General features: G+C 62.6%; 18 protein-coding genes. 15 read left to right on the top strand and 3 right to left on the bottom strand.

Annotation, left to right across the window (positions count from 1 at the left end):
• From ACTHNR_RS21515 to ACTHNR_RS21490, 6 genes are all read left to right on the top strand, one after another.
• A partial coding sequence (locus tag ACTHNR_RS21515; RefSeq protein WP_440549826.1) for a DUF2345 domain-containing protein occupies positions 1 to 1,021 on the top strand: 1,021 nt, incomplete at its 5' end.
• 2 nt (positions 1,022 to 1,023) lie between these two features.
• Entirely contained in the window at positions 1,024 to 2,580 is a 1,557-nt protein-coding gene (locus ACTHNR_RS21510) for a hypothetical protein (RefSeq protein WP_440549824.1), read from the top strand.
• Positions 2,581 to 2,588: 8 nt separating this feature from the next.
• Entirely contained in the window at positions 2,589 to 3,662 is a 1,074-nt protein-coding gene (locus ACTHNR_RS21505) for an Imm72 family immunity protein (RefSeq protein WP_440549821.1), read from the top strand.
• A gap of 83 nt (positions 3,663 to 3,745) precedes the next feature.
• Complete coding sequence (locus ACTHNR_RS21500; protein ID WP_440549818.1) at positions 3,746 to 4,834, top strand: Imm72 family immunity protein; 1,089 nt, start codon at positions 3,746 to 3,748, stop codon at positions 4,832 to 4,834.
• 105 nt (positions 4,835 to 4,939) lie between these two features.
• Positions 4,940 to 5,944 (top strand): Imm72 family immunity protein, encoded by a 1,005-nt coding sequence (locus ACTHNR_RS21495; protein ID WP_440549815.1) that lies wholly within the window; start codon positions 4,940 to 4,942, stop codon positions 5,942 to 5,944.
• Positions 5,945 to 6,110: 166 nt separating this feature from the next.
• Positions 6,111 to 7,016, top strand: a complete 906-nt coding sequence (locus ACTHNR_RS21490) for an Imm72 family immunity protein (RefSeq protein ID WP_440549812.1) — start codon at positions 6,111 to 6,113, stop codon at positions 7,014 to 7,016.
• Positions 7,017 to 7,031: 15 nt separating this feature from the next.
• On the opposite strand, the gene ACTHNR_RS21485 is transcribed toward ACTHNR_RS21490, so the two are convergent.
• Together ACTHNR_RS21485 and ACTHNR_RS21480 are read right to left on the bottom strand one after the other, a co-directional pair.
• Entirely contained in the window at positions 7,032 to 7,724 is a 693-nt protein-coding gene (locus tag ACTHNR_RS21485) for a DUF4396 domain-containing protein (RefSeq protein WP_440549809.1), read from the bottom strand.
• A 149-nt stretch (positions 7,725 to 7,873) separates the two neighbouring features.
• Entirely contained in the window at positions 7,874 to 9,394 is a 1,521-nt protein-coding gene (locus ACTHNR_RS21480) for a trypsin-like peptidase domain-containing protein (RefSeq protein WP_440549806.1), read from the bottom strand.
• 338 nt (positions 9,395 to 9,732) lie between these two features.
• Between ACTHNR_RS21480 and ACTHNR_RS21475 the strand changes: the two genes are divergently transcribed.
• From ACTHNR_RS21475 to ACTHNR_RS21450, 6 genes are all read left to right on the top strand, one after another.
• Entirely contained in the window at positions 9,733 to 10,617 is an 885-nt protein-coding gene (locus ACTHNR_RS21475; RefSeq protein WP_440549803.1) for a flagellar brake protein, read from the top strand.
• A 417-nt stretch (positions 10,618 to 11,034) separates the two neighbouring features.
• Positions 11,035 to 12,507, top strand: a complete 1,473-nt coding sequence (locus tag ACTHNR_RS21470) for a circularly permuted type 2 ATP-grasp protein (RefSeq protein ID WP_440549801.1) — start codon at positions 11,035 to 11,037, stop codon at positions 12,505 to 12,507.
• A gap of 73 nt (positions 12,508 to 12,580) precedes the next feature.
• Positions 12,581 to 13,570 (top strand): alpha-E domain-containing protein, encoded by a 990-nt coding sequence (locus ACTHNR_RS21465; protein ID WP_440549798.1) that lies wholly within the window; start codon positions 12,581 to 12,583, stop codon positions 13,568 to 13,570.
• A gap of 40 nt (positions 13,571 to 13,610) precedes the next feature.
• Positions 13,611 to 17,057 (top strand): DUF2126 domain-containing protein, encoded by a 3,447-nt coding sequence (locus ACTHNR_RS21460; protein ID WP_440549795.1) that lies wholly within the window; start codon positions 13,611 to 13,613, stop codon positions 17,055 to 17,057.
• A gap of 17 nt (positions 17,058 to 17,074) precedes the next feature.
• Entirely contained in the window at positions 17,075 to 19,711 is a 2,637-nt protein-coding gene (locus tag ACTHNR_RS21455; RefSeq protein ID WP_440549832.1) for a circularly permuted type 2 ATP-grasp protein, read from the top strand.
• Positions 19,708 to 20,601, top strand: a complete 894-nt coding sequence (locus tag ACTHNR_RS21450; protein WP_440549793.1) for a transglutaminase family protein — start codon at positions 19,708 to 19,710, stop codon at positions 20,599 to 20,601. Before ACTHNR_RS21455 ends, ACTHNR_RS21450 begins: the two co-directional genes overlap by 4 nt.
• Positions 20,602 to 20,644: 43 nt before the next feature.
• Here ACTHNR_RS21450 and ACTHNR_RS21445 read toward each other — a convergent pair whose 3' ends face one another.
• Positions 20,645 to 22,036 carry a diguanylate cyclase gene (locus ACTHNR_RS21445; RefSeq protein WP_440549791.1) on the bottom strand — a complete coding sequence of 464 codons (1,392 nt, stop codon included), beginning with the start codon at positions 22,034 to 22,036 and terminating at the stop codon, positions 20,645 to 20,647.
• A 404-nt stretch (positions 22,037 to 22,440) separates the two neighbouring features.
• Between ACTHNR_RS21445 and ACTHNR_RS21440 the strand changes: the two genes are divergently transcribed.
• From ACTHNR_RS21440 to ACTHNR_RS21430, 3 genes are all read left to right on the top strand, one after another.
• Entirely contained in the window at positions 22,441 to 24,504 is a 2,064-nt protein-coding gene (locus ACTHNR_RS21440; protein ID WP_440549829.1) for a hypothetical protein, read from the top strand.
• Between the two features lie 162 nt (positions 24,505 to 24,666).
• On the top strand, positions 24,667 to 25,623 hold the full coding sequence (locus tag ACTHNR_RS21435; protein WP_440549788.1) for a 1-phosphofructokinase family hexose kinase: 957 nt from the start codon (positions 24,667 to 24,669) through the stop codon (positions 25,621 to 25,623).
• 27 nt (positions 25,624 to 25,650) lie between these two features.
• On the top strand, positions 25,651 to 26,307 hold the full coding sequence (locus tag ACTHNR_RS21430) for a dienelactone hydrolase family protein (protein WP_440549785.1): 657 nt from the start codon (positions 25,651 to 25,653) through the stop codon (positions 26,305 to 26,307).
• Positions 26,308 to 26,331 lie beyond the last annotated feature (24 nt).

Here is a 26,331-nt window from a genome sequence, read left to right as displayed (position 1 = left end):
CGGCGCGATTTGCGCCGAGCAAGGCCTGTATGTATCGAGCCACCCGACATCAGCTAAGCAGCCGATGGATGTTAGGCAAGCGAGTAGCCAACTCGTCAACGCTGAGAGCGTGATCGAAGCGTTGTCGGATGCGAGCGCCGCACATCAGGCCGAAACGTTGAAGGACGGCTACGACTCGCTCAAAGCCTTCACCGACGCGACGCAAAAGGCTGTAGCGGGCGATGCCTCGGGCGCAGGCCGCACGGCGGGTGGAGGCACGGGCAACGCCAATGGCTTCGCCGAGCCGATCATGCTGGTGGCGAGCCCCTCGGGTATTGCGTTGTCGACACAGCAGTCGACGAGCGTGGCGGCCGACAAGCACGTGAACATCGTCAGCGGCGCAAGCACGCATATCGCAAGCGGCCAATCGCTGATCGCTTCGATCGGCGAGAAGCTGAGCCTGTTCGTGCAGAACGCCGGGATGAAGCTATTCGCGGCGAAGGGCAAGATCGAAGTCCAAGCGCATTCGGATGACATTGAACTGCCTGCGCAGAGAGGGCTGAAGGTTGTGTCGGCGACACAGATGGTGGAGGTAGCCGGCAAGCGAGAGGTGTTGCTCACATCGGGCGGTGCGTACATCCGCATCAAAGACGGCAACATCGAAATTCATGCACCCGGCGCGGTCGATGTGAAGGGTGCTCAGCGAGCGTTTTCGGGGCCCGCAAGCCTTAACTATCCGCTTGCCGCACTGCCGACATCCAAATACAGCGCCGCGATGCAATACCTCTATCACGACGACGAGCCGGTGCAAGGTGCGAAGTACAAAGCAACATTGTCCGATGGCAGTGTTCGCGAGGGCGTGCTCGATGACGCCGGCAGGCTTCGCCTAGACGACGTACCGGTGGGTACGGTCAGCGTCGAACTTGGCCCGGACGCCCGACCCTACCGTCGTAAGGACGATACACACAATCCTGACTACAAAGGCGAGCGCCTCACCGAGAGCGACATCGACTCGCTAATCGCCAAACACGGGGGCGCGTGAAAATGAGTTGGACAGTAGAGGACTTCAAAAGCACGTCGCTCGAAGTAGGGCAATGGTGCTGGGGAACATTGCAGGGCGCCTTCAACGAAAAGCAGACGATCAGTCAGGTCATTGTCGATGCCGTCATTGGCATGATTCCGTTGCTAGGCGATGCAACCGCAGTTCGCGACCTTTTGGCGGTGGGCATCGGGATGAGCAGCGATGCGGCAAAACGCCGAGAAGTCATGCAATGGGTCCTGCTGGTTGTTCTTCTGTTTGCCTTGCTTCCGGTCGTGGGTGGGGTGATCAAGGGCGTCGGCAGGCTGGCCCTGCGCGTCACGGGGGATGCCGCCAAGGACAGTGAGTTGCTCGCCGAAGTGATTCGGTTCTTGAACCGCATGGGCCACGGTGATGCACAGCAATGGCTCAAATCGCTCGATCTCAACAAGTACCAATCGCAGATTCTGAACAAGTGCAAGGACTTCTGCGCAACCGTTCAGCTGGCAATCAAGAAGGCGCTCGATGCGCGTGTGGGAAAAGTGCTGCCGGAAGTGTGGCGAGCGAAGCTCGAGCGCGTCAGGCAGGGCTTCTTCGAGTTGCAGGATCTGGCGGATACGATGATCCCTCAAGCGTTCAAGGAGTTGAACGCGCGGCTGCGCACGTTGCAGAACATGGTATATCGTGGCGAGATCCATGAGATCGCGACCGGCGGGATGCCGAAGGTGAAGCGGGAGGCCGAGGCCTATTTGGAGGAGCGTAAGCTGGCGCGGGAGATCAAGCGGGGGAGGTATTGTTCCGCGGAGTGTCTCGCCGACGGCGGCTCTGTCGAGGCTGCTGTACGGGGTCGATACGGGCCGAAGATCGCCGACGGATGGCCCGACATTCTTCGCAGAACAGACACAGTGCCGAATGAAGATGCGAAGGTATTTGTTGATGTCGCGTCTTTTCACGGCACCATCACAGCAGTCGGTTCAGAGCACCTGGCCGGTAGAAAGTTGTATCGCGCCTTTGGGAATCCTTCGAAGCATGCCCCATGGCAGGGCGGAAGCAAGGCCGGCGGGCGGCAGCCCGCATTTTGGGGAATTGGCGATCCTCCAACGAGCGCAGAGGAATGGCGCGTTCGCTCGGCGGTGTTGGATGAATGGAATGGCAACGGCTTTCTAGCCGTGTTGCAATTTCCGCAAGATCTTTCTGCGCGAATGCCAGGGATCAAGGGCTGGGCAGGGAAAATCGCTGAGCAATATGGTAACAAGGTACCTTCTCAATACCTTGAGGGTGGAGGCGAACAACTGATCGTCGATCTCGGTGAGCTAGCAAGCCGAATTACGGAAGAGGGTGAGAAGATTAAGGCGGGTGCCAGTGTCGTGCCCATCGAATGGAACGGGATACGAGTAGAACTACGGGCGACAAATTGGGATAATGTGGAAGACGTGTACGGGTACAGTCGCTTTAAGGATGATTTCAGCGGTGCTGCGCGAACGCGAAGACTCGCAACTGATGAGATTCAGACCAAGATTACGAATAGTAGAGCGACCGCCGCGGCAAGAGTGAGCAGCGAAGATCAAGAGCATGCGCAATGAGAGACGGTATGAATCGAGAATCATCATTTGATGAACATATGCAAAAAAAGGTGTTTTGGCTTCTTCAGCGGCTTACAAGCTATTCGCTTTGGGTGAGGAAGCGTGACGCGTGGAAAATATTTGCCGATGCATATGAGAATGCTGTCAAAACTTGGCCTGCGAGTCAATCCGAACAGATGCCGGCCGACAACCTGCCGACTATCTACAATATTCTCAGCCTTTATAACGAGGGCCTCCAAGCACTTCGAACGGGCGATCGATCCGTTTGGCGCAGCGACGGCGCTCTGAACATTGCAGTGTCTCAGTACTACGGAGTCGCCTCATTTTTGTATCCTAATGCCGATTACTGGGAGCGCGGGGTTCAGCAGGCTCCTTACCCCGCCAAGGTCGAGGCCTTGAATCAGTTGATGCGGGCATCAGAATTTCACGGCGATGCTGCACCGCTGGAGTCCCAACGACGCGAGAGCGCTTTCATCGGAGGGCCAGGCTTTCTTTTGAACCCGAGGTCATATCAATACGGTTTTCATACTCTCGCATATCCGATCTTCCCGGAGGTCTTGCCTGAAATACCCGAGGCCAAAGATGTGCTAGTACGTTCCGGGCAGACTGTTCCGGTATCTGGTATATGGGAGCCAGTGCACGTTGAGCGTGATCGCATCCTTGGTCTCATACCGCATGGATCAGCAAGGATTGAGAGCGCCGGGTGCTTTAATTATTTTGTGAATGGTACTGCTGCTCCCAAGATCATCGGCCGTTACATTGAGGCGACGGAGCGGTTCGAAAGGGTGGGCGTTCATTGGCGGCTTTTGTGGGAGGATCGGCGTTACAAAGACGGGATTGTGCCGAATGAATCTGAATACTTCATTCAACCGAAGTCCCCGCTATCTCAACCTGATGAAGATGTTGGGCCGATAAATGCATATGATGTGTGTCCTATCTCGGGATGGTGGGAGGCCGTTGGTCATAGTCAATCATCGAGACATATTTCCGCCGGTGAATTAATGCCGGACCTGAGTGTGCGAGATGCGAAGGGCGAGATGGTCTCGCACTTGGTTGCATGGCGATTGTCGCGTCCCGATTAAATGTCGTCGACGGATCATGAGAGGATGATCCGTCGATGTTATAATATTGAAAGTTTTCTACTAAAAGTAATGGTACTAGCATTGTGAGCGAGAATGTGGGAAATAGATCCAAGGACGCCTACACCCGAAGAAGGGTCTTCTGGCTGCTAAAGCGTCTGACGAGCTATTCCCTCTGGAAAAGAAAAAGAGACGATTGGGAAAGGTTCGCGCTCGCCTACGAAGAGGCGGTTAAGACGTGGCCGCCCGAGTCGGAGGAGCAGATGCCAGCCGATAATTTACCGAGAATTTTCGAGATTCTCAGTTGCTACAACGCCGGTTTGGTCGACTTGAAAAAGGGAAATCGATCCGTGTGGTTAAACGGACGGCCGTTTTCGAATGCTCTTCGCGCGTACTGGGTCGTGTCTGCGTATCTATATCCGCTCGCTGACTACTGGGAGCGCGGTATCCAAGAGGCACCATACCCGCCGAAGGTGGAAGTGCTTAACAGGATGATGCGCTCATCTGAATATCGAGGTGAAGAGGCGCCTCTCGAAGACCTCGATTTCGAGGGTGAAACTGCGCTCATCGAGAGCCCGGGTTGGCTGTTGGACCCATCTGCATATCGTTTCACTTTCTACACATTGCAATACCCTGTTTTTCCCGATTCTTTGCCCGAGGTCCCGGCTGGAACGAATACGATTGTGCGATCAGGCGGGGTCATCCCCAAGGACGGGATCTGGGAGCCTGTGAAACTGAAGCGTGAGAAGGTGCTTGGTCTGATAGCCGTAGGTGAACCGGAAATCATTAGTGATGGCTGTTTCAATTATTTCGTTAAGGGTGCGAAAGCCCCGAAGGTCACGGGTGCATACCGCGAAAGCATTGACCGATTCGACGCCGACGATACTTATTGGCGCCTCGTTTGGGAAGACGATCGTTATAAGGACGGAGTTATACCCGACGAGTCCGATTACTTTCTTGAGACAAAGCTAGCCGTCGAGCATGACGAGGCGGAAGTTCCGGTCGCAAGGGCGCACGAGTTGTGCCCGATCTCGGGCTGGTGGGAGGCCGTCAACCATGAGAGGCCGCCGGTTCATGTTTTGGCGGGTACCATCATGCCCGACCTGAGTGTAAGGGACGCTAAAGGCGAGATGATTTCACACTTAGTGACGTGGCGATTGTCTCGCCGGGACTGATATGAAAGGTCCGTCGTGAGTAGCCGGTCCGTTGGACGAGTAGCCGAAACAGCTGACGCCGAGCGAAAGGCATTTTGGCTTCTCAAACGACTGACGAGTTACAGCTTGTGGCGTCGGAAGCGGGATGCCTGGGAGGTTTTCGTCCGTGCATATGAATACGCGATCAAGAACTGGACGCACGATGAACTGGCGCATGTAGATCTACGCTTGCTGCCGTCTGCCTACGACGCGTTGGCGCGCTATGACGATGGTTTAGCTAACCTTGCGCGAGGCCATCGGTTTGTTTGGAGGATCGGGCAGTCGCTATGCGAAGCGCATCATATTAGCGGAACGATTTTTGCGAATTTTTATCGAAATCCAGAATACTGGGAGCGTGGTATGCAACTGAATCGATATCCAACTGATATTGATCGGCTGCAAAAGTTGATGCTGGACGCTCGTTTTCATGGCGATCAAAGTCCGCTGGAAATTCCTCGGACCGCAATGTATCGCGGGGCGTATTGGTCCAGCTTACGCGGACTACTAAACCCTGCCTCCTACGACTACGGTTTTTACTGCCTGCCCCATCCGGTGTTTCCTCGGGAACTACCTGCCTTGCCCATTGGCGGCGATACGATCGTGTTTACGGGTGACGATGTACCGGTCGACGGAATTTGGGTGCCAATGGCGGCCTGTCAAAGTGTGGCGACAGGTTTCGCTCAGACTGCCAGCAAGGAATCTCACGGAAGCGGGGCATACAACTATTTCGTTCATGGCACGACCGCGCCCCGCATTGGGAAATATAACGAGGCGACTAGGCGTGTCGAGCAAGTCCCTACGCTATGGGGTTTGCTGTGGGCAGACGATCGGTATGGCACAGGTGTCGTTGGCGACGAGTCGGAGTACTTTCTTGAACCTGAACGCCCGTCGAAAGCCGTGGCTCCTTCGGATCCTGGCGACATGCTCACGGGTTCGGTTTGCCCCGCCTCCGGATGGTGGAAAGCCGTCGGTTATGCTCATCCCGAGATCCACGCCGTGGTTGGCTCTGTCATGCCTGACCTCAGCGTTAGAGATGCGAAAGGGGACATGGTTTCGCATTACGTGCGATGGCGCCTGGTCAAGCGAGACTAAGGCCGTGCCCCGCATCCCGATCCAACGCTTAACCGAAGGAGTCGAATGCCGTGGCCAACGATGAAATCGCCGTCGGTCTGGCGTACCTCCTTCGCAAGCCAATCTACTGCGATTTCGCGCGCGCCTCGCGATTCCTGGCACAAATGACGATTCTTAATGCACTGACATGGTATCTGAGCATATCGATAGTGATGCCCTGCGAAAAATCTTTTGGCTGCTGAAGCGTCTGACGAGCTATTCCCTTTGGAAGAGAAAGAGAGACGATTGGGAAAAATTCGCGCTCGCCTACGAGGAGGCGGTTAAGACGTGGCCGCCGGAGTCCGAGGAGCAGATGCCGGCGGATAATTTGCCGAGAATTTTCGAGATCCTCAGCTGCTACAACGCCGGCTTGATCGAATTGGAAAAAGGGAATCGATCGGTGTGGTTGAAAGGGCAACCGTTTTCGAATGCTCTTCGCGCGTACTGGGTCGTGTCCGCGTATCTATATCCGCACGCTGACTACTGGGAGCGCGGTATCCAAGAGGCACCATACCCGCCGAAGGTGGAAGTGCTTAACAGGATGATGCGCTCGTCCGAATATCGAGGTGAAGAGGTGCCTCTTGCAGGTCTCGGTTCGACGAGAGGGACTGCGCTCATCGAGAGCCCGGGTTGGCTCTTGGCGCCGACTGCGTATCGTCGACGATTCTACACCTTGCAATACCCCGTTTTTCCCGATTCTTTGCCCGAGGTCCCGGCTGGAACGAATACGATTGTGCGATCAGGCCGGGTCATTCCCACGGACGGGATCTGGGAGCCTGTAAAGCTGAAGCGTGATAAGTTGCTTGGTCTGATAGCCGTAGGTAAACCGGAAATCATTAGTGATGGCTGTTTCAATTATTTCGTAAAGGGTGCGAGAGCCCCGAAGGTCACGGGTGCATACCGCGAAAGCATTGACCGATTCGACGCCGACGATACTTATTGGCGCCTCGTTTGGGAAGACGATCGTTATAAGGACGGAGTTATACCCGACGAGTCCGACTACTTTCTCAAAGGGAAGCTGGCCCCAGAGAACGACATGGAACGTTCCTCATGAATGTCGGGGCCGACCTCACATCCGCTCCTTCCACCCCTGCGAGATCAACCACCAATTGACTGGGTAAGTAGTCGCGAATCCGACGATCATAGCGGCCTGCATGAGCACCCAATAAACGGGCCGGGTCGGTTCAAGCGACGGAAACGCGTGAGAGAACGCGATCATGCAGGCGAACATGCCTACTTCGTAGGCCACGAGCGATAGCGTGTCCGCTTTCACAGCCGCGATTAGCCCGTCGCGCAAGCCTAGGCCGCGCATGGGCGCGATCGAGAAGTATTGAAAGACGACGCCGACGGCATAGGCGAAAACGAAGGCAAGGGACAGCTTGCCGCCGAGCTTCGAGCCTGCCAGCGTGACGGCGGACGCATACGCGATCCAATCCGCGACAAAGTCGCCGCTGGCGCAACCTGCTCCGCAGTGCGTCGCGCCTTTGAATACCGCTTGCCACATCGGCGCTTGGTCGCCGCCGTGGGCAGGGTCGTGGCTCCCCTCGGATCCATCGGCTCGAACTCGTTGCGTTCGCCCGAACCAGAAGTAAAAGATCAGCCCGGCTGGTCCCCAGTAGAGTATCGTCAGCGGCCAAACGACCGACATGATCCACATCGGCTGCGGATGCCCCCCGCCCGTCACGTCGTAGGCAACATAGAGCGAAGCGGCAATCGACAGAGCGAGCCACACTGCGGCCACGGCGTCGAGCGAGTGGAACATGATCGCTGTCCTCGTCGGTTGGGTGTGCCGACGAAGCGCAATTGCCGGGCCTGCGTCCACGCCCAAAACCTGCAGGCGCATGGGCGTGGGCCGAGAATGCAACGACGGACAACGTGTTCAGCCTTTGACCGTTGCCACCGCGATACACCCTACTTAACTTCAAGCGAAACAAACGTCCGCGCGTTATCGCGCTGAATCAGCAGCGCAACCTCCTTGCCGCCGCGCTCCAACAAGGCCTCCAACTGGTCGCGCGTGTTGACCGCTTCGCTGTTGACGGAAAGCACCACGTCGCCCCCTTGTATCCCCGCATTGGCGGCCGGCCCTTCCGCGGCATCGACCATGACGCCGTAGGGCAAACCGCTGGAACGTCGCTCGTCATCGCTGAGCGCATGCACGGAAAGCCCTAACCGCTCGATGGCGTTCTTTTGCCCCGATCCGCCCGGCAACGTCGCTGCCATGGTGGCGGACCCGCCATCCGCACGCGGCACGACCACCACTGTCACCGCCATGGGCCTTTTGTTTCGAATCACGGTGAGCGCGACTTTCGAACCCGGCTGAAGCGCCGAGACGTAGTCGGTAAGGTCGGCCTGATGCTCGATAAGCTTGCCGTTGATGCGCGTAATGACGTCGCCGGGTTTCAGGCCGTTGGCCACGCCCCCGTGTTTTCCCGTCGACGCGACGGCGGTGACGAGCGCCCCGGTGGCATGCGGCAAGCCGAACGCAGCGGCAAGACCCGGATCGACGTCCTGCACTTGGATGTCCAAGCTCCCCCCGGCCACCTTTCCCTGGCCCTGCAGTTGTGCGCGCAGCTTGATCGCCGCATCGATCGGAATCGCGAGCGTCATCGTTCGATAGCGTCCCGTGTCCGCATACACCTGCACGTTGACGCCGATCGCCGCACCGGTTCGGTCGAGCAGGGGGCCGCCCGAGTTGTCCGGATCGGCGGCGATATCGGTTTCTAGGAACGTGAACGCATTGCCGTCGGGTAGGGCGTGCGGGGTGACGCTGACGAGCCCGGACGTGGCGGCGTTTTGAGGGCCGTCGGGCGATCCGATCGCCAGCACGCGCTCGCCCACGCGTACACGCGAGGCATCGCCAAGGCGGATGGCCGGCAGCTTGTTCGCACCTTCGATCTGCAGCAGCGCTACGTCGGTTTGCGGATCGACTCCGAGGACGGTGGCTTTGAATCGGCGTCGGTCCGTCAACGTGACGGTGACCTGCTCGGCGCGATTGACGACATGCGCAGTCGTCACGACCATTCCGTCGGGGCTGATGATGAAGCCCGAGCCCGTGCCCCAAACGACGCGTGGCGGATCGGGTACGGTCGACTGCGCCGCAGGCGGGGCTGATGCCGAGCGGAACAGCGCGAACATCGGGTCGTCCGGATCGAGATTGTCGAGGCCGAGCGCGCCGCTCTGCGGATCGGGCGGGTCGCTTTGAGTGCCCTGCATGCCCTGCGTGCCTTGCCCCGGCGCGCTGATGTTGACGACCGCCGGTCCATAGCGTTCGACCATCGCCGCAAAATCGATTTGCGCGGGGTTGGCGACGACGGGCGGCGGCGACGCACGCGCGGTTTTGGCGGATGGCGTCCCCGCTTGAGCGCCAGGTACGGCGAGCGAAATGAATACCGCGCCCCCGAGCAACACGATCGTTGCCGCGCTCCGGCGCATCGTTTGGGCATGGGTCCTTCTGGTCTTTCTGGTCTCTCTAGGCACGGCTCACCCCCATCGAATAATTGTCATGCGGGCGGCCGGGCTACTGGTTATTGAATGGTTTTATCGATGTCGGTCACCAGCGAAACCATTGTCGTGCGGGGCGACACGCACCGCTGTGAGCGAGCGCACGGTAGGCGAGTAACAAACCGGCCGCATCGAAACGCCGCGCGATTGACGTAGATCAATCGATGCGAAGGCGGCGTGGAAGAAACCTCGCTTTCGGCTCGCCGATTCAAGTAGGATTCTTCACATGTTTTGCCGAGCCGCGATCGCGGCGGGAGCCGATGCACATCATGTCCGACGTTCAGCACACCGAGCTGGTCGACCCAACACAACTTCCCGTTGGCGAGCCGCTCGCTTGGCCCGTCTTGGACAAGGACGGCCGGCTCTTGCTGCGCGCCGGCGCGGTCATCGCGACGCAGCAGGAGAGAGAGTTTCTGCTCAAACACTTTTCGTTTTATGCGGGCGCTCTCAACCTCGCCGCACCGGTCAAAGCAGATTCGGACGACGTTCAAAGCGAGCGATTGAAGTCGGTCGATATGCGACTGTCGATCGGTTCGCCGCTCGGGCTGCGAGGCCTGCTCGCGACGAGCGGCCCCATGCGGCGCAGCCGGCTGATCGGCTCGAGTCCCGACCGGGCGCTGTTCGTCACGTCCCCCGGCGCGGGCAGGCTGCCGCTCGCGCTCACACCAGGGGAGAATCTGCAAGTCGTCGCCATCGGCGCGCACGCGGTCTTTCAGTTCGCGTGCACGGTGCTGGCCGTCTGCAATCAGCCGCTCGAGTACCTCGTGCTTTCGGCGCCCAGCGGCATACGCTTGCTGCGTGAGCGCACGGCAGCGCGCGTGCACACGCGTCTGGCGGTCAGGTATCGCACACTGGAGGCCGACACCGAAAGCGAAGGTCTGGGGCTCGGGCGCGACTTGAGCGTGCAAGGCATGTCGCTCATGAGCGCACGGCCGGTGAGTCAGGTCGGGACGCACGTGCAGGTTTCGTTTCCGATCAGCACGGCTCTGGTCGATACGCAATTCGAGGCTCGCGCCGTTGTGCGCAACGTGAAGGAGAGCGCGGACGTCGACGGTTCGCTCGCCTACGGCCTTGAATTCGAAACGGTCAGCGCGGAGCAGCAATTCGCCCTGCGCTCGTTCTTGTTCGATTGCTTCAGCGCAAGCGCGCTTTGACGCCAGGCGTGCGGCCACCCCAACTTCTCGCATGTCGCATCGATGCAGTGCATGCCCGGTTTCGCATGCCTCGCATTGGTGCGCCCGCTTCGCGGCACGAACGCGAAATTTTCCGTCTTTCGCTTTCCCAGTAAGGCTTGGCGTCATCGGCACGAGTGTTGCTTTGCCTTGCCCGACGCCTGGTTGTTTCTGCCCTCGGAGCGTGCTGTCATGCGCGGCTTTCGACCGGTGCGCGCGGTTCGTCGTCGAGCCGCAGCGCATTCGGCCACTCGATCGGGCAACGTAGGCCTGCCGGTTTGGCAGCGTGCCTCTATCGACATCGCTAGCGCGTGTGCATGCGCCCAAAGAGGGCAGCGGCGATCGGGTTCGACTGTACGACTGTACGACTGTACGACGACAACGAACGGAAGACCGGTCATGACGCAAGCATTCTTCAGCGAGATGTTCGAGCGCGACGCCTGCGCCGTCGCGGGCGTGCCGACAGCGGCATTCCATGCGGTGGGCGACCCGCGCGCGCACTACCGAGCGTACTTCGATTGGATGTGCGGCCAAAGCGAGCAGCAGATCCGCAATAAGCGTGGGGAGGCGGAGGTCAACTTCCGTCGCGTCGGCATCACGTTCGCCGTCTACGGCGCGAAGGACAACGGCGGCAACGGCGCCGAGCGCACGATTCCTTTCGACGTCATCCCCCGCATCTTCCCGGCTCACGAGTGGGCCGCGCTCGAGCGCGGCCTGCGTCAACGCGTCAATGCGCTCAATCGATTCATCTTCGACATTTATCACGATCAGGATATCGTCCGCGCGGGCGTCATTCCGCACGAGCAGATCATTGCCAACGGCCAGTATCGTCCCGAGATGAAAGGGGTGAACGTGGCGCGCGACATCTATGCCCATATCGCCGGCATCGATATCGTCCGCGCGGGCGCGGGCGAATTCTATGTGCTCGAAGACAATCTGCGCGTGCCTTCGGGCGTCTCGTACATGCTGGAGAACCGCAAGACGATGATGCGGTTGTTTCCCGATCTGTTCGCGCGCAACCGCGTCGCGCCCGTCGAGCATTACCCCGATCTGCTGCTCGATACGCTGCGCGCGGCGGCGCCCGCCCACGTCGACGATCCGACGATCGTCGTCCTTACGCCGGGCATGTACAACTCGGCGTACTTCGAGCATGCGTTCCTCGCGCAGCAAATGGGCGTGGAGCTCGTGGAAGGGCAGGACTTGTTCGTCGACGGCGGCTTCGTCTATATGCGCACGACGCAAGGCCCGCAAAGAGTCGATGTGATCTATCGGCGCGTCGACGACGATTTTCTCGACCCTACCGTGTTTCGCGCCGATTCCGCGCTCGGTGCGTCGGGGCTCGTTTCCGCCTATCGCCAAGGCAACGTCACGCTGGCCAATGCGATCGGCACGGGCGTCGCGGACGACAAGTCGATCTATCCGTACGTGCCGGACATGGTGCGCTTCTATCTGGGCGAGGAGCCGATCCTCAACAACGTGCCCACCTACATGTGCAGAAAGGAAGACGACCTGCGGTACGTGCTCGACCATCTGCCGGAGCTCGTAGTCAAGGAAACGCACGGGGCCGGCGGCTACGGCATGCTCGTGGGCCCGGCGTCGACCGCGGCCGAAATCGAGGCCTTCCGCGCCGCGCTGATCGCGCACCCCGACAAGTACATCGCCCAGCCCACGCTCGCGCTCTCTACCTGCCCGACCTATGTCGAAGCGGGCATCGCACCGCGGCATATCGATCTGCGTCCTTTCGTCCTGTCGGGCGAGCAGGTGCGGATGGTGCCGGGCGGCCTCACGCGCGTGGCGCTGCGAGAAGGCTCGCTCGTGGTCAATTCGTCGCAAGGCGGCGGCACGAAAGATACCTGGGTACTCGAGCAGTAGGCGCAACAGCCGCCGAACGGTTTGCCGCGCTCGGGCGGCATCGAGTCGATCAATGCATTTTGGGGAGCCGTCCATGTTAAGCCGCACCGCCGACCATCTGTTCTGGATGGCGCGCTATACCGAGCGAGCCGAAAACACGGCCCGCATGCTCGATGCCAATTATCAACTGTCGCTGCTGCCGCAATCGGACGAGTACGCTTCGCTCGGCTGGCGGGCGATGCTCTCGATTTCCGAACTGGTCGATCACTTCGCAGCCATGCATCCGAGCATGGCAAGCCGCGACGTCATCGCTTTCATGTCGAGCGACTCGACGAACCTTTCGTCGATCGTCAGCTGTCTGCGCGCCGCGCGGGAAAACGCGCGCGCGGTACGCGGCGCGATCACGACCGACCTTTGGGAAACGCTCAATACGACTTGGCTCGAGGCGCTGCGCAGGCTGGCGGACGGTGTGCTGGAAATGGATCCCGCGGAGTTCTTCGAATGGGTCAAGTTCAGGTCGCACCTCTCGCGCGGGGTGCAAGCCGGTACGATGCTCAAGGACGATGCATTCCACTTCATGCGGATCGGCACGTTCTTGGAACGCGCCGACAATACGGCCCGCATCCTCGACGTGAAGTACGAGATGCTCGAGCAGTGCCGGGCGGCGAATGCGCCTGCCCCGGCGCCGTCGCTCGACTACTACCACTGGGCGGCGGTGTTGCGCTCGGTGTCGGGCTTCGAGGCCTATCGCAAGCTGTATCGCGACGTGGTGACGCCCGAGCGCGTCGCCGATCTGCTGATTCTGAACGGCGATTGGCCGCGCTCGCTTGCCGCCAGTCTCGATGAGGTCTGTCAGATCGTCGCGCGGGTGCGCAACGGGCGCTGCGCGCCCGCGGAAACGATGGCCGCGCAATTGCGCGAGCACGTCTATACGTCGCATATCGACGATATCTTGAACGGCGGACTGCACACCTGGCTGACCGATTTCCTCGTGCGCGTCAACGAGCTGGCGAGCTGCATCAGCCGCGACTTCCTCGTGCCGTTGGCGCCGCCTTCGGAATTCGCCGCGCAACAGGCCGCATGACGGCCGACGCGTTTTCTCTTCTTCCTATCGGGGTGGCTTCGTGTCGATTCGCGTCGCGCTAACTCATGTCACGCAGTACCGCTACGATCGGCTCGTGGCGCTTGGGCCGCAGGTGGTGCGCCTGAGGCCGGCGCCGCATTGCCGCACGCCGATCTTGAGCTACTCGCTGCGGGCCGAACCCGCGCAACACTTCGTCAATTGGCAGCAGGATGCGTTCGCCAACTATCAAGCGCGGCTCGTGTTTCCCGAGCGAACGGACGCGTTTCGCGTGACAGTGGAGCTCGTCGCGGAGCTCTCGGTCTACAACCCGTTCGATTTCTTTCTCGAACCCGAGGCCGAGCGCTTTCCGTTCAACTACGAGCCGGAGCTGGCGGCCGAATTGGCGCCGTACCTGGCGGGCAGCGCTCCGACGCCGCGTTTCGCCGCTTTCGTCGAAAGCATCGATCGCACGCCGTGCGCGACCATCGATTTTCTCGTCGCGCTCAATCAGCGGTTGGCCGGCGAGATTCGATACCTCGTGCGTATGGAGCCGGGCGTCCAGACACCCGAGGAAACGCTTGCGCGTGCGTGCGGGTCGTGCCGCGACACGGGCTGGCTGCTCGTGCAGACATTGCGTCAACTCGGGTTCGCCGCGCGTTTCGTATCCGGCTATCTGCTTCAGCTGGCTCCCGATGTGAAGGCGCTCGATGGCCCGAGCGGCGCGCAATCGGATTTCACCGATCTGCACGCCTGGTGCGAGGTCTACTTGCCCGGCGCGGGGTGGATTGGACTCGATCCCACTTCGGGGCTGCTTGCCGGCGAAGGGCACATTCCGCTCGCCTGCACGCCGCAACCGGGGAGCGCCGCGCCGATCGCGGGCGAACTGGAGGCGTGCGAAGTCGAGTTCGATCATTCGATGACGATCGCGCGGATCGAGGAAGCGCCGCGCGTGACGAAGCCCTACGCCGAGCATGTCTGGAACGACGTGATTCGCATGGGCGCGGCCGTCGACGCCGATCTCTCGGCAATGGACGTGCGATTGACGATGGGCGGCGAGCCGACCTTCGTCTCCGTGCGCGAGCGCGATTCGGCGGAATGGAACATCGATGCGCTCGGCCCGACCAAGCGCGGCTACGCGGTGGCGCTCATGGACAAGCTGCGCGCGCGTTACGGCGCGAACGGCTTCTTGCACATGGGGCAGGGCAAGTGGTATCCGGGGGAGCAATTGCCGCGGTGGGCGCTGTCGCTCTATTGGCGCGCCGACGGCGAGCCCTGCTGGCAAGATAGCGCCCGCTTCGCCGATGAACGCGAGCCGATGCATTACACGGCGCAAGACGCCGAACGATTCATTCGATGTCTCGCCCGCAAGCTTTCCCTCGACGATGCGCACGTGCTGGCCGGCTACGAAGACGTCTGGTACTACCTGTGGCGCGAGCGACGCTTGCCGGTCAACGTCGATCCGTTCGACTCGCGTCTTGACGACGCGCTCGAACGCGTGCGTCTGCGCCGGGTATTCGACGCCGGGCTGCAGGCCGTGACGGGGTACGCATTGCCGATCGGACGCGAAGCCGCCGATTCCGGCGTCGGGCAATCGCAACAGGCGCCGCTCGCCGGGCCGCGTTGGGTCACGGGGCCTTGGTTCTTCCGCGACGAGCGCATGTATTTGGTCCCCGGCGACTCGCCGATGGGTTATCGCTTGCCGCTCGATTCGCTGCCCTGGGTCTCGGCCGCCGACTATCCGTGGCAGCACGAGCATGATCCGTTCGCGCCGCAGTCCCCATTGCGCGCCGCGGCGCAACTGCGCATGCATTACGCTGCGCCGTCTTGCGAAACGCAAAATCGAGCGGTGGGCGGCAGCGACAGGATGCGAGCTCCCGAAGCGGGCGAATCGGCCGCTGGGATCAAGCGCACCGCGCTATGCGTGGAAGCGCGCGCAACGGTGCGCGCGGCCGGGCCCGAAGCCGAGGAGCTGGCGCGAGGCGACGGGCATCGCGCGCTGTATGTCTTCATGCCGCCGCTGGCGACGCTCGACGACTACCTCGATTTGCTTTCGGCCGTCGAGGCCACCGCGGCCGAACTCGACGTCAAGGTGGTGATCGAAGGCTATCCGCCGCCCCGCGACGCGCGCCTGAAGATGCTGCAGGTGACGCCCGACCCTGGCGTGGTCGAAGTCAACATTCATCCGGCGGTGAGCTGGAGCGAACTCGTCGACCATACGGAGCACCTCTATCGCGTCGCGTACGAATCGCATCTGGGCCCCGAGAAGTTCATGCTCGACGGCCGGCACACGGGCACGGGCGGGGGCAATCACATGGTCATGGGCGGCGCGACGCCGGCCGACAGTCCGTTCTTGCGGCGGCCCGACCTCCTGGCGAGCCTGATCGCCTATTGGCACAATCATCCTTCGTTGTCCTATCTATTTTCCGGGCTGTTCATCGGGCCGACGAGCCAGGCGCCGCGGATCGACGAGGCGCGCAACGATCAGGTCTACGAACTCGAAATCGCCCTCACCGAGATCGAGCGCCAACTCGCGTTGCTTCAGGCAAGAGACGGCGCGGCCGGTGGGCAGATGCCGCCGTGGCTCATCGATCGCACGCTGCGCAACGTCCTGATCGACGTCACCGGCAATACGCATCGCGCGGAATTTTGCATCGACAAGCTTTATTCGCCGGACGGGCCGACGGGCCGCCTGGGCCTGCTCGAACTGCGCGGATTCGAAATGCCGCCCCACGCGCGGATGAGCCTCGTGCAGCAGTTGCTGTTGCGTGCGCTCGTGGCGCGGTTCTGGCGCACGCCGTATCGCGCGCGGCTCACGCGGTGGGGTCCGGAGCTGCATGACCGTTTCATGCTCGGCACCTTCGTTCGAATGGACTTCGACGATGTTCTCGCCGATTTGCGCGAGGCCGGCTATGCGTTCGATCGCACCTGGTTCGAGCCGCATTTCGAGTTTCGCTTCCCTTTCGTGGGCGAGACGCGTATCGACGGCATGACGCTCACGTTGCGTCACGCGCTCGAGCCTTGGCACGTGATGGGCGAGGAGGGGGCCGTCGGGGGCACCGTCCGGTTCGTCGATTCGTCGCTCGAGCGAATGGAGGTGCGCGTGCTCGGCATGAACGAGAGCCGGCACGTCGTCACCGTCAACGGCGTCCCACTCGCTTTGCAGCCCACGGGCCGTTCGAGCGAATACGTGGGCGGCGTGCGATTCCGCGCCTGGCGACAGCCATCGGCGCTGCACCCGACGATCGGCGTGCACGCGCCGCTCACGTTCGATGTCGTCGACACATGGAACGCTCGCTCGGTGGGCGGATGCCGGTATCATGTCAGCCATCCGGGCGGGCGCAATTACGCGGCGTTTCCTGTCAATGCCTACGAAGCGCAAAGCCGGCGGCGCGCCCGGTTCTTCACGATCGGCCATACACCTGGCCCGGCGGTCGTGAAGGAGCCCCGGCGCAGTCTCGAGTTTCCGTTCACGCTCGATCTGCGGCGATACCCGGCCAACGATGATTGAACCGAGCACAAACGATCTTGCCTTACCAATCCACGCTGCCGTTCGAAACGCGTGCCGATGCGGCCTACGCGCTGGCCCGCCTGCGCGACGTACCGCCGCGCGCCGGGCATTGGGATGAGCTGCGCGACGCCGCAGGCGCGCTGCGCGAGCCTTGGCAGCGGTTTTTCGGGGAGTTGGGGGTGGACGGCGTGGCCGGCCTCGATGTCGCTTGCGCATCCGTTGCGCGGCAGATCCGCGACAACGACATCACCTACAACGTCTACGCGGAGAACGACGGCCCTCGACCGTGGGCGCTGGACGCGCTGCCGTTCATCATCGAGGAGCATGAATGGGCGGCGATCGAGCGGGGCGTCGCGCAGCGCGCGCGGTTGCTCGACGCGCTCGTCGCCGACGTCTACGGACAACAATCCTCGCTCGCGCGCGGTTTGCTGCCGCCCGCCCTCGTATTCGGGAATCCGGGCTACCTGCGGGCGTTGAAGGGCTATCGTCCTGCCGGGGGGCGCTACCTTCAGATCGTCGCCGTCGATCTCGCGCGTGCGCCGGATGGCGCATGGACGGTGATCGGCCATCGCGCGCAGGCCCCGTCGGGCCTGGGCTACGCGCTCGAAAACCGGCTCATCGTATCGAACCTGTTCGCCGAGCCCTATCGGGCGATGCGCGTGCGGCGGCTCGCGCCGTTTTACGCCGAATTGATCGCGGCGCTAGCGGCCGCGGCCAGCGCGTCGATGGACGAGCAAGAGCGCCGCCGCCGGGGCGATTCTCCGCATATCGCGCTGCTGAGCCCCGGGCCCTACAGCGAGACGTATTTCGAACATGCCTTCCTTGCACGCTACCTCGGCCTGACCCTCGTGGAGGGCACCGATTTGACCGTGCGCGGCGATATGCTCTATCTGAAGACGCTCGCGGGCCTTGAACGCGTGCATGGTCTGATGCGCCGACTGGACGATACGTTTTGCGACCCGGTGGAGCTGCGCGCCGATTCGACGATCGGCGTGCCGGGCTTGCTGCAGGCGATGCGCGCGGGCAACGTCGCGGTCTCGAACGTGCCCGGCGCGGGTTTCGTCGAGTCGCCTGCATTACACGGCTTTTTGCCGGCGCTTGCCGAGGCGCTGCTCGGCGAAACGTTGGCGTTGCCGAGCGTGCCGACCTGGTGGTGCGGCGAGGCGCCCGTGATGGCCGACGCCTTCGAACAGTTTCAGGAAGCTTGGTTGTCGCCCACATGGCCGCTCGAGGGCGGAACGTCGCCCGAGCCGTCGCTGCTTCGCGCGAATTTTGGATGGCAGCGCTTGGATGCTTGGAAAGAGCGGATCGAGCGGCATCCCGACGCTTTCACGGTTCAAGCGCCGATGCGGTATTCGTGCATGCCGCACTATCGCGACGGCGCCCTCTGGCGACGAGCGTGCGCGCTTCGCGCCTATGCGATCGCGGGCGTGGACGGGCAGTGGCACGTGCTGCCCGGCAGCTTCACGCGCGTGGCGGGCGAAGGGCAGGCTAACCTGTCGATGCACGCCGGCGGCAGCACGGTCGACACCTGGGTGCTCTCGAGTCATGCGGCCCCGGCCTCCTCGCTCTTGCCCACGCCGATGCAACCGCACGATGTCGCGCGCCATGAGCGCACGGTGTCGAGCCGGGCGGCCGAGAATCTGTTCTGGGCGGGCCGCTACGGCGAGCGCGCCGAGAATAGCGTGCGCTTGGCGCGTTTGATCCTCGGTTCGCTCGACAGCCTCGATGACGATGAAATGCTGGTCACGTTGGCGGAGCTGGCCGCGCGTTCGGAATTGATACCCGGCATCGATACGCTGGCGCGTTCGACGCGGCAAGCCTTCGAGCGTACGCTCGTCGCCAATCTGCACGAACGCTCCGGCTGCGCGAGCGTCGGGCAAATCTTGGCCAGCCAGGCGCGCGCCTGCGGCGAGATTCGCGCGCGGCTATCGAACGATCACTGGCGCGCCGTACTCGCTTCGCGAAACGACTTTCGCGACGCACTGCGGGCGCTGTCCTTGGCCCCCGAGCCGGGCGATCGATCGAACGTGGCGCCGATGCTGCGCGGCGATCGGCACGAATCGTACGAGCGCGTCGCGCTGATGGGCGCGCTCGAGACGCTGGCGATGCAGCTTTCGTCGATCAGCGGAGCGCAAGGGGACCGTATGGTGCGCGACGACGCATGGCGATTGCTGTTCGTGGGCCGGCACATCGAGCGCGTGACCGCCATGTCGACGCTGCTGCATGCGGTAGCCGAGAGCGCAATGCTGGCCACGCCGGCGGCCTTCGATGTCCTGCTGCAACTGTTCGACAGCACGCTGACCTATCGATCGCTCTATCCGGGCCGCTACGAAGTGCCGGCGCTGCTCCATTTGCTGGTGGTGGATCCCACGAACCCGCGCGGTTTGTACGGCGTCTATGACCGCTTGTCGCGAAAGATTGCCGAAATCGCCGAACGCTCGGGCAATCGGCCCGCGGGTTTCGACGATTTGCTGCCGCCGGTATCGGCGTTGCCCGATTTGGCGAGCCTGTGCCAAGCCGGCCGCGCGGGCAAGTTCGATACGCTGCTCGCGTTGTGCGATCGACTCTCGGCCGCCGTGGGCGCCGCATCCAACGCGATCGGCGCGCGGTATTTCACGCACGCGAGCCCGATGTCGAGGGTGTCCGCATGAGCGCGCTGCAAGACGTCGTGCTGTGCGTGTCGCACGACACGGTTTATCGTTATTCGACGCCCGTCGAGACGGCTCAGCACTTGGCGACGATCCGGCCGCTTTCGTTGCCTTGGCAATGCGTGCTCGCGCACGAGACACGAATCGATCCGTCGCCTTCGTATCGTTCGACACGGATCGACGCCTTCGGCAACGAAGTTCTGTATTTCGCCTTCGATACGCCGCACGACACCTTGCAGCTCACGTGCGAAACGACGGTCCGGTTATCGCCGCGCTTTCACGCGCTGGACGCCGATGCATCTCCAGCCTGGGAAGAGGTGGCAAGCGCGCTTCGTTTTCGTGTGGGGGGGACCTATCGGCCTGAAAGCGAATTCTGTTTCGATTCGCCCAACATCGTGGCGAGCGATGCGCTGCGCGAATACGCGGCGGCGAGCTTCGCACCGAATGCGCCGCTCGTGACCGGGGCGATCGATCTCATGCACCGAATCCACCGCGACTTCGAATATAAGCCGCGCGCTACGGCTTTCGATACGCCCGCACAGCGTGCATTCGCGATGAAGCAGGGCGTGTGTCAGGACTTCTCGCAGGTCATGATCGGCTGCTTGCGCTCGCTCGGACTCGCCACACGCTACGTAAGCGGCTATCTACGCAACGAGTCGCCCGCGGGGACGGCCCGCTTGATCGGGGCCGACGCATCGCATGCGTGGGTGTCGGTTTATTGCCCTGCGAGCGGGTGGGTCGATCTCGATCCGACCAACGACGTCCTTGCCGATCTCGACCATGTGACGCTCGCGCTCGGGCGCGACTACAGCGACGTATCGTTGCTGCGCGGCACGATTTTAGGCGGCGGCGACCACCAGGTGGAAGTCGCGGTGCACGTCAGGGCGCGTTGAGGAGAAAGCGCGCCTCTTGCCTAAGCGGACAGCACCCGCGCGGTTATTGTTCCTCGTAGATTTCGATCCGGTTGCGGCCTCGCTCCTTAGCGACGTAGAGCGCCTTATCGCAGCGCGAGAGCGCTTGATAGGCGCCGGCGTCGGTCGAGCGCATGCCGTCGATGCCGATGCTGACCGTGAGCGCGATCGGCAAGCCGCCGTCGACGAGCGGGGCTTCGTCGATGCGCCGCTGCACGCGTTGCGCGAAGGCGATCGCTTCGTCGGTGCTGGCATGCGGCAGCACCACGGCGAATTCCTCGCCCCCGATCCGCCCCACGAGGTCGCCTATGCGCGCTTCCGCCCGCAGCAATTGCGCGAAGTGGCTCAGCGCACGGTCGCCGAGCGCATGACCCCAGCGATCGTTGAGCGCCTTGAAATGATCGAGGTCGAGCATCAGCACGGCGGCGATGCCCGTTTCCGCATTGCGTAGGCGCGTAAGTTCCGCTTCGCTTTGAAACGTGAAATGGCGGCGATTCGGCAATTGCGTCAGGTGGTCGATCGTCGCAAGCTCCTGCAATTCCGCTTCGATCCGCTTTCGATCGGTCGCATCGGAGATGAAGCCGTGCCATAGCGTGCTGCCGTCGGGCATGCGCTGCGGACGGGCGTCGCCTTGACGCCAGCATGTGCCTTGCCTCGGCAGATTGACTCGGTACTCGAGATGCCACGGCGTCAAGTTCGCGGCGGAATCGCGCAGCGATCGCCGGTAAGCGGCGATATCGCGTGGGTCGATACGCGCCTCGATAGCGTCGGCGCTCAGCATGACATCGGCGGGCGTCAGTTCGTACACGTCGCGGATGCCGTCGCTGGCATAAGGAAACGCGCCGCGACCGTCGGCGCCCAGCCGATATTGAAAGACGAGGCCCGGCACCTCGTTGGTCAGATTCGTGATCAGGTCGATCGTATGCTGCAGGCTCTCGGCCGTTTCTCGCAGTGCGGTGATGTCCGTGCTCGTGCCGACCATTCGCTGCGCGCGGCCTTCGCTGTCGCGGCTCACGACCTTGCCGCGGCTGCAGATCCAGATGTAGCTGCCGTCCTTGCGGCGAATGCGATGTTCGACGGCATAGCTGTCCGTCTTGTTGTCGAAGTGCGCCTGCATCGTTGCTTGTACGTGAGCGAGGTCGGCGGGATGCACGCGCTCGTAGGCGTCTTCGATTCGCGTGCTCAGTTCGTGCGGCCCATACCCGAGCAGCGCTTTCCACGCGGGCGAATAGTGAATTTCACCGGTGACGACATCGCGGTCCCAAAGGCCTGTGCCGCTGCCCGTAAGGGCGAGCGTGACGAGGTTGTGGTTCTCTTCGAAGCGCGAGGCCGAACCGAGCGGGCCGCCGGCGGCTTGCGGTCGCAGAAGGGCTCGCGCGGCCAGCGTCGCAAGATCGCGAAGGAAGGTTGTCAGCATACAAAAGCCGGTGGTCTCGACGACCTAAAGCAATCAGGGTCATCGCACTATAACGGCGCAAATCGGCAGCGAGTTTAGGCTGATGAATGAAAAACGGCTGTTTTGGGGTGTTCGGTGCGCCGTTGTTGTTGCCGCGCGACGGCGACGGCTTCGTTGCGACGCCGAGCCGGAGAATGCGGTCCGATTGATATAGATCAATGCCAACTCAACGCAAGCGCTCACGCCTCGCTACGTGTCTCTGGCATTTCGATTGCTCACCTCGGTGCTGCCGTAGGCGGCCTGAGCGCTGGTTTCTCGGTCGAGCACACGCGATCGCTGTCCGGCCAATGAGAACGCAATAAGCATCGAATGACGTGGAGGCATGCGTGAGAACGTTCATTTCCACTTGTGCGGTTTGTCTTTTGATGACGCTGACGAGCGCGCTGCCGGGTTGTTCGGGAGGGGGTGGCGGGGACGATCCGCAGTCCGCCGCGCCGTCGCTCGCATTCCAGATGGAGGCGGGCGGCCAGACGAACGCGTTCTTTCGGCAAGGCAATGTGGCGGCGCACGTGTTGATGCGCTCATCTACGAAGCCTCGCCTGCTTGTCGTTTTTCCAGCCGGCAATAGCGGAACCGGCATTTGGTTCGACGACACGGCGCAAGCCGTCAATTGGCGGCTCGACGCGCCGCTTGCGCCTTCGACGGTGCTCGACACGGTCGGGCGCCCGCTCTATGGCGTGTCCGCCGATGTGTCGGTCGATGTCGCCAGCTTGTCGATTCGCCAGGCGCTGCTGACCTCCGTTCGCTTCATGCGCGACTACAACGGCGGCTACCCGGCTCCGGCCAATGTGCAGACCGCGCCCATCGTCATCGACAACACGATTCGCTGGCAGCGCGATCGCGTGGATGGCGCGGCCGGCTATGCGCTCACCGTCGAGGTGCTCGGCGGCGGCGCCGTCGTCAAGACCGCCGCGGGCGGGCTCGTGCTGCAGGCCCCGAGCGGGAGCAATCGTTTGCAATTGCGCGTTCACGCGCAAAGCGGGGAGACTCCGTTGACGCCGATCACGCACGCGGACTTGTTCAACGGTTCGGTCAACGTCGACCCGCAAAGCCAAAACGTCGTCGAGTTTCTGAGCTACCAGCAAAAGCTGCTGGCCGGATCGTGGCAATACGATACGTACTTCGGCCGCGATACGCTGATTTCTGTCCGAATGTTGATGCCCGTCTTGCAACCCACCGCGGTGGAAGCGGGGCTGAACGCGGTCTTGACGCGGCTGTCCCCTGACGGAAAGGTGGCGCACGAGGAGGGCATCGGCGAATTCGCGCTGATCGACAATGCGAAGAACGGCAGGCCGAACGATCCCACGCCAACCTACGACTACAAGATGATCGACGGCGATTACATGCTGGCCCCGATCATGGGAGCTTGGCTGATCGACGATCCGCGCGGCGCCGCGCGGGCGGCGAACTTCTTGGCGCAGACGGGCGCCGATGGGGTGAGCAACGGGCAGCGCTTCGTCGCCAATCTCGTGCGCGTCGCGAACACGGCCCGTCCGTTTTCGCAGCAGAGCACGGTGACCAATCTCATCCATCTGCGCCCGGGCGAGATCGTCGGCAACTGGCGCGACAGTACGGACGGGTTGGGCGGCGGCGTCTATCCCTACGACGTCAATGCGGTGCTCGTGCCCGCGGCCCTGCGTGCGGCCAGCCGCTTTCTCGCCAGCGGTCTGCTCGATCCATACTTGGGCGCGGCCGACCGGACCGCGCTCGCCGATGCGGCGCAGGAGGCTTCGGTCTGGGAGTCGGCGGCGCCCTCGCTGTTCGAAGTCACGATTAGCCAGGCGCAAGCCGCTCAAGCGGCCTCGAGCTACGCGGCTCAAGCGGGCGTACCGGCCGGCACGCCGCCCGCCGGCCCTGTGTCGTTCTATGCGCTGTCGCTCGACGAGCAAGGCAACCCGATTTCGGTGCTGAACTCCGACGGCGGCTTCGCCTTGCTGTTCGGCACGCCTTCGGCCGATAACCTCACACGCATCGTGACACCGGCGGTGCAGCCGTTCCCGGTGGGTCTCATCACGAGCGCCGGCATGCTGATCGCCAATCCGGCCTATGCCGCCACGTCGCTATGGCCGCGCTTCACGAATGCGGCCTATCACGGCACCGTCGTCTGGTCATGGCAACAGGCGATGTGGGTGGCTGGGCTTGATCGGCAATTGGCACGCACCGACCTGCCCGCCGACGTGCGCACGTTGCTCACCAACGCGCGATTGCAAGTGTGGCAGGTGATTTCGAATGCGTCGGAGATGCGCGCCTCGGAGATGTGGACGTGGTCGTACGCGAACGGCGGCTATCAAGCCGAAGCGTTCGGCACGCATAGCGCCGACGCCACGGAGGCGAACGCCGCGCAATTGTGGAGCACGACCTACCTCGCAATTCAAGACCCGCACCTGCGGGCCGGGAGGATGTGGTGGCAGAAGGTCCGGCGCGATTGAGTGCGATGGAGCGCGCGGACAAGCCGCAACTGAAGCGGGGCCGACGCCCAAGCCGCAGCCGCTAGGCGTCGAATCACTGACCTTCGTCAAGTTCGACCGCACGATGGCCGCATAGACTCGCTCTGTGCGCCAATGCAGTCGTGTTTCGCGAAGGGAGCGGCCATGGCCGACATCGTCACAATCACGCCCAATCCCAGTGTCGACGTTTCGTTCTCGGTCGAACGTCTCGTCGATACGGTCAAGCTTCGCTGCGGCCCGCCTCGCAAGGACGCCGGCGGAGGCGGCATCAACGTCGCGCGCGTCTTGCATCGCTTGGGATGCGATTGCCTGGCCGTCTATCTCGCAGGGGGCGTCGCCGGCGTGCGCCTCGGCGAATTGCTCGATGCGGAGCGGGTGCCCAAGGCGTGCATCGAAGTCGAGGGAGAAACGCGGGAAAACGTCACGGTGCTAGACGAATCGACGCATCGCGAATTCCGGTTTGTCTTGCCGGGCCCGACGGTGGCCGATGATGCGTGGCGTCGCGCGCTCGACTATCTAGAAGCAATCGATCCTTTGCCGCGCTATGTCGCCGCAAGCGGAAGCTTGGCGCCGGGCATGCCGAGCGACTTCTACGCACGGGTGGCGCGCTGGGCCCACGCGCATGGCGTGCGCATGGCGCTCGACGCGTCGGGGGATGCGCTTAGCGCCGCGCTCGAAGCAGGCGTGTTTCTCGTGAAGCCGAGCCTCGACGAGCTGAGCGGCCTCGTTGGGGCGCCCCTCGAGACGCCGTCGCAATGGCGCGAAGCAGCCGACGCGCTGGTGCGGCGCGGCAAGGCGTGGGGCGTGGCCCTGACGCTCGGGGCTCGCGGCGCGCTATTCGCGACGAAGGACGAGATCGTGAGCCTGCCTGCGTTGCCGGTCGAGGTCGTCAGCGCGGTCGGCGCCGGCGACAGCTTTCTCGCGGCCCTCATGTGGGCGCTCGATCACGACGCCAGTTCGAAGGAAGCGTTGCGCTACGCCATTGCGGCCGGCGGCGCCGCGGTGATGCGACCCGGCACCGCGCTGTGCGATCCAGCGGATGTCGCTCATCTTTATCGGGATTCGTGCGCGCTGGCCCCTGTCGATGATCTTCATCGATGAGCGGTGCGCGACGTGAAGGAGAATGAAATGAACGCGCAGCCCGACGAAATCGAAATCACGAGCGACGTCGTTCCGCTTCGCGGATCGATCGCCCTGCCGCAAGGGGCGCGCGGCATCGTCGTCTTCGCCCACGGCAGCGGCAGCAGCCGGTTGAGCCCACGCAATCAGGACGTCGCGAGCACCTTGCAGCGGGCCGGATTGGCCACGCTGCTGTTCGATCTATTGACGGCGGAGGAACACGAGCACGATTCCTTGACCGCCGAATACCGCTTCAATATCCCGCTGCTCGCACGGCGATTGGTCGGCGCGATCGATTGGGTGCATCGGCAGCCCGAGCTGGCGCGGCTGTCGATCGGATTGTTCGGCGCCAGCACCGGCGCGGCGGCGGCGCTGTGCGCGGCGGCCGAGCGTCCGGACGAGATTCGCGCCGTGGTGTCGCGCGGCGGGCGGCCGGACCTCGCGCGCGACGCATTGCGGCTCGTCAAGGCGCCGACGCTCTTGATCGTCGGCGCACTCGACTTCGAGGTGATTCGTTTGAATCGCCAGGCAGCTGCTCAACTCGCCTGCGAGCATCGTCTTGTGCTCGTGTCCGGCGCAACGCATCTGTTCGAAGAGCCGGGCACGCTGGAACAAGCCGCGGCGCTCGCCGTCGATTGGTTCGCGCCGCGCCTGGGCGAGCAGTGATTGGGACGATTGAGCGACGCGAAG

The organism is Trinickia sp., from assembly GCF_051954495.1.
Lineage (GTDB): Bacteria > Pseudomonadota > Gammaproteobacteria > Burkholderiales > Burkholderiaceae > Trinickia.
This window is presented reverse-complemented; position numbering and strand designations above follow the sequence as displayed.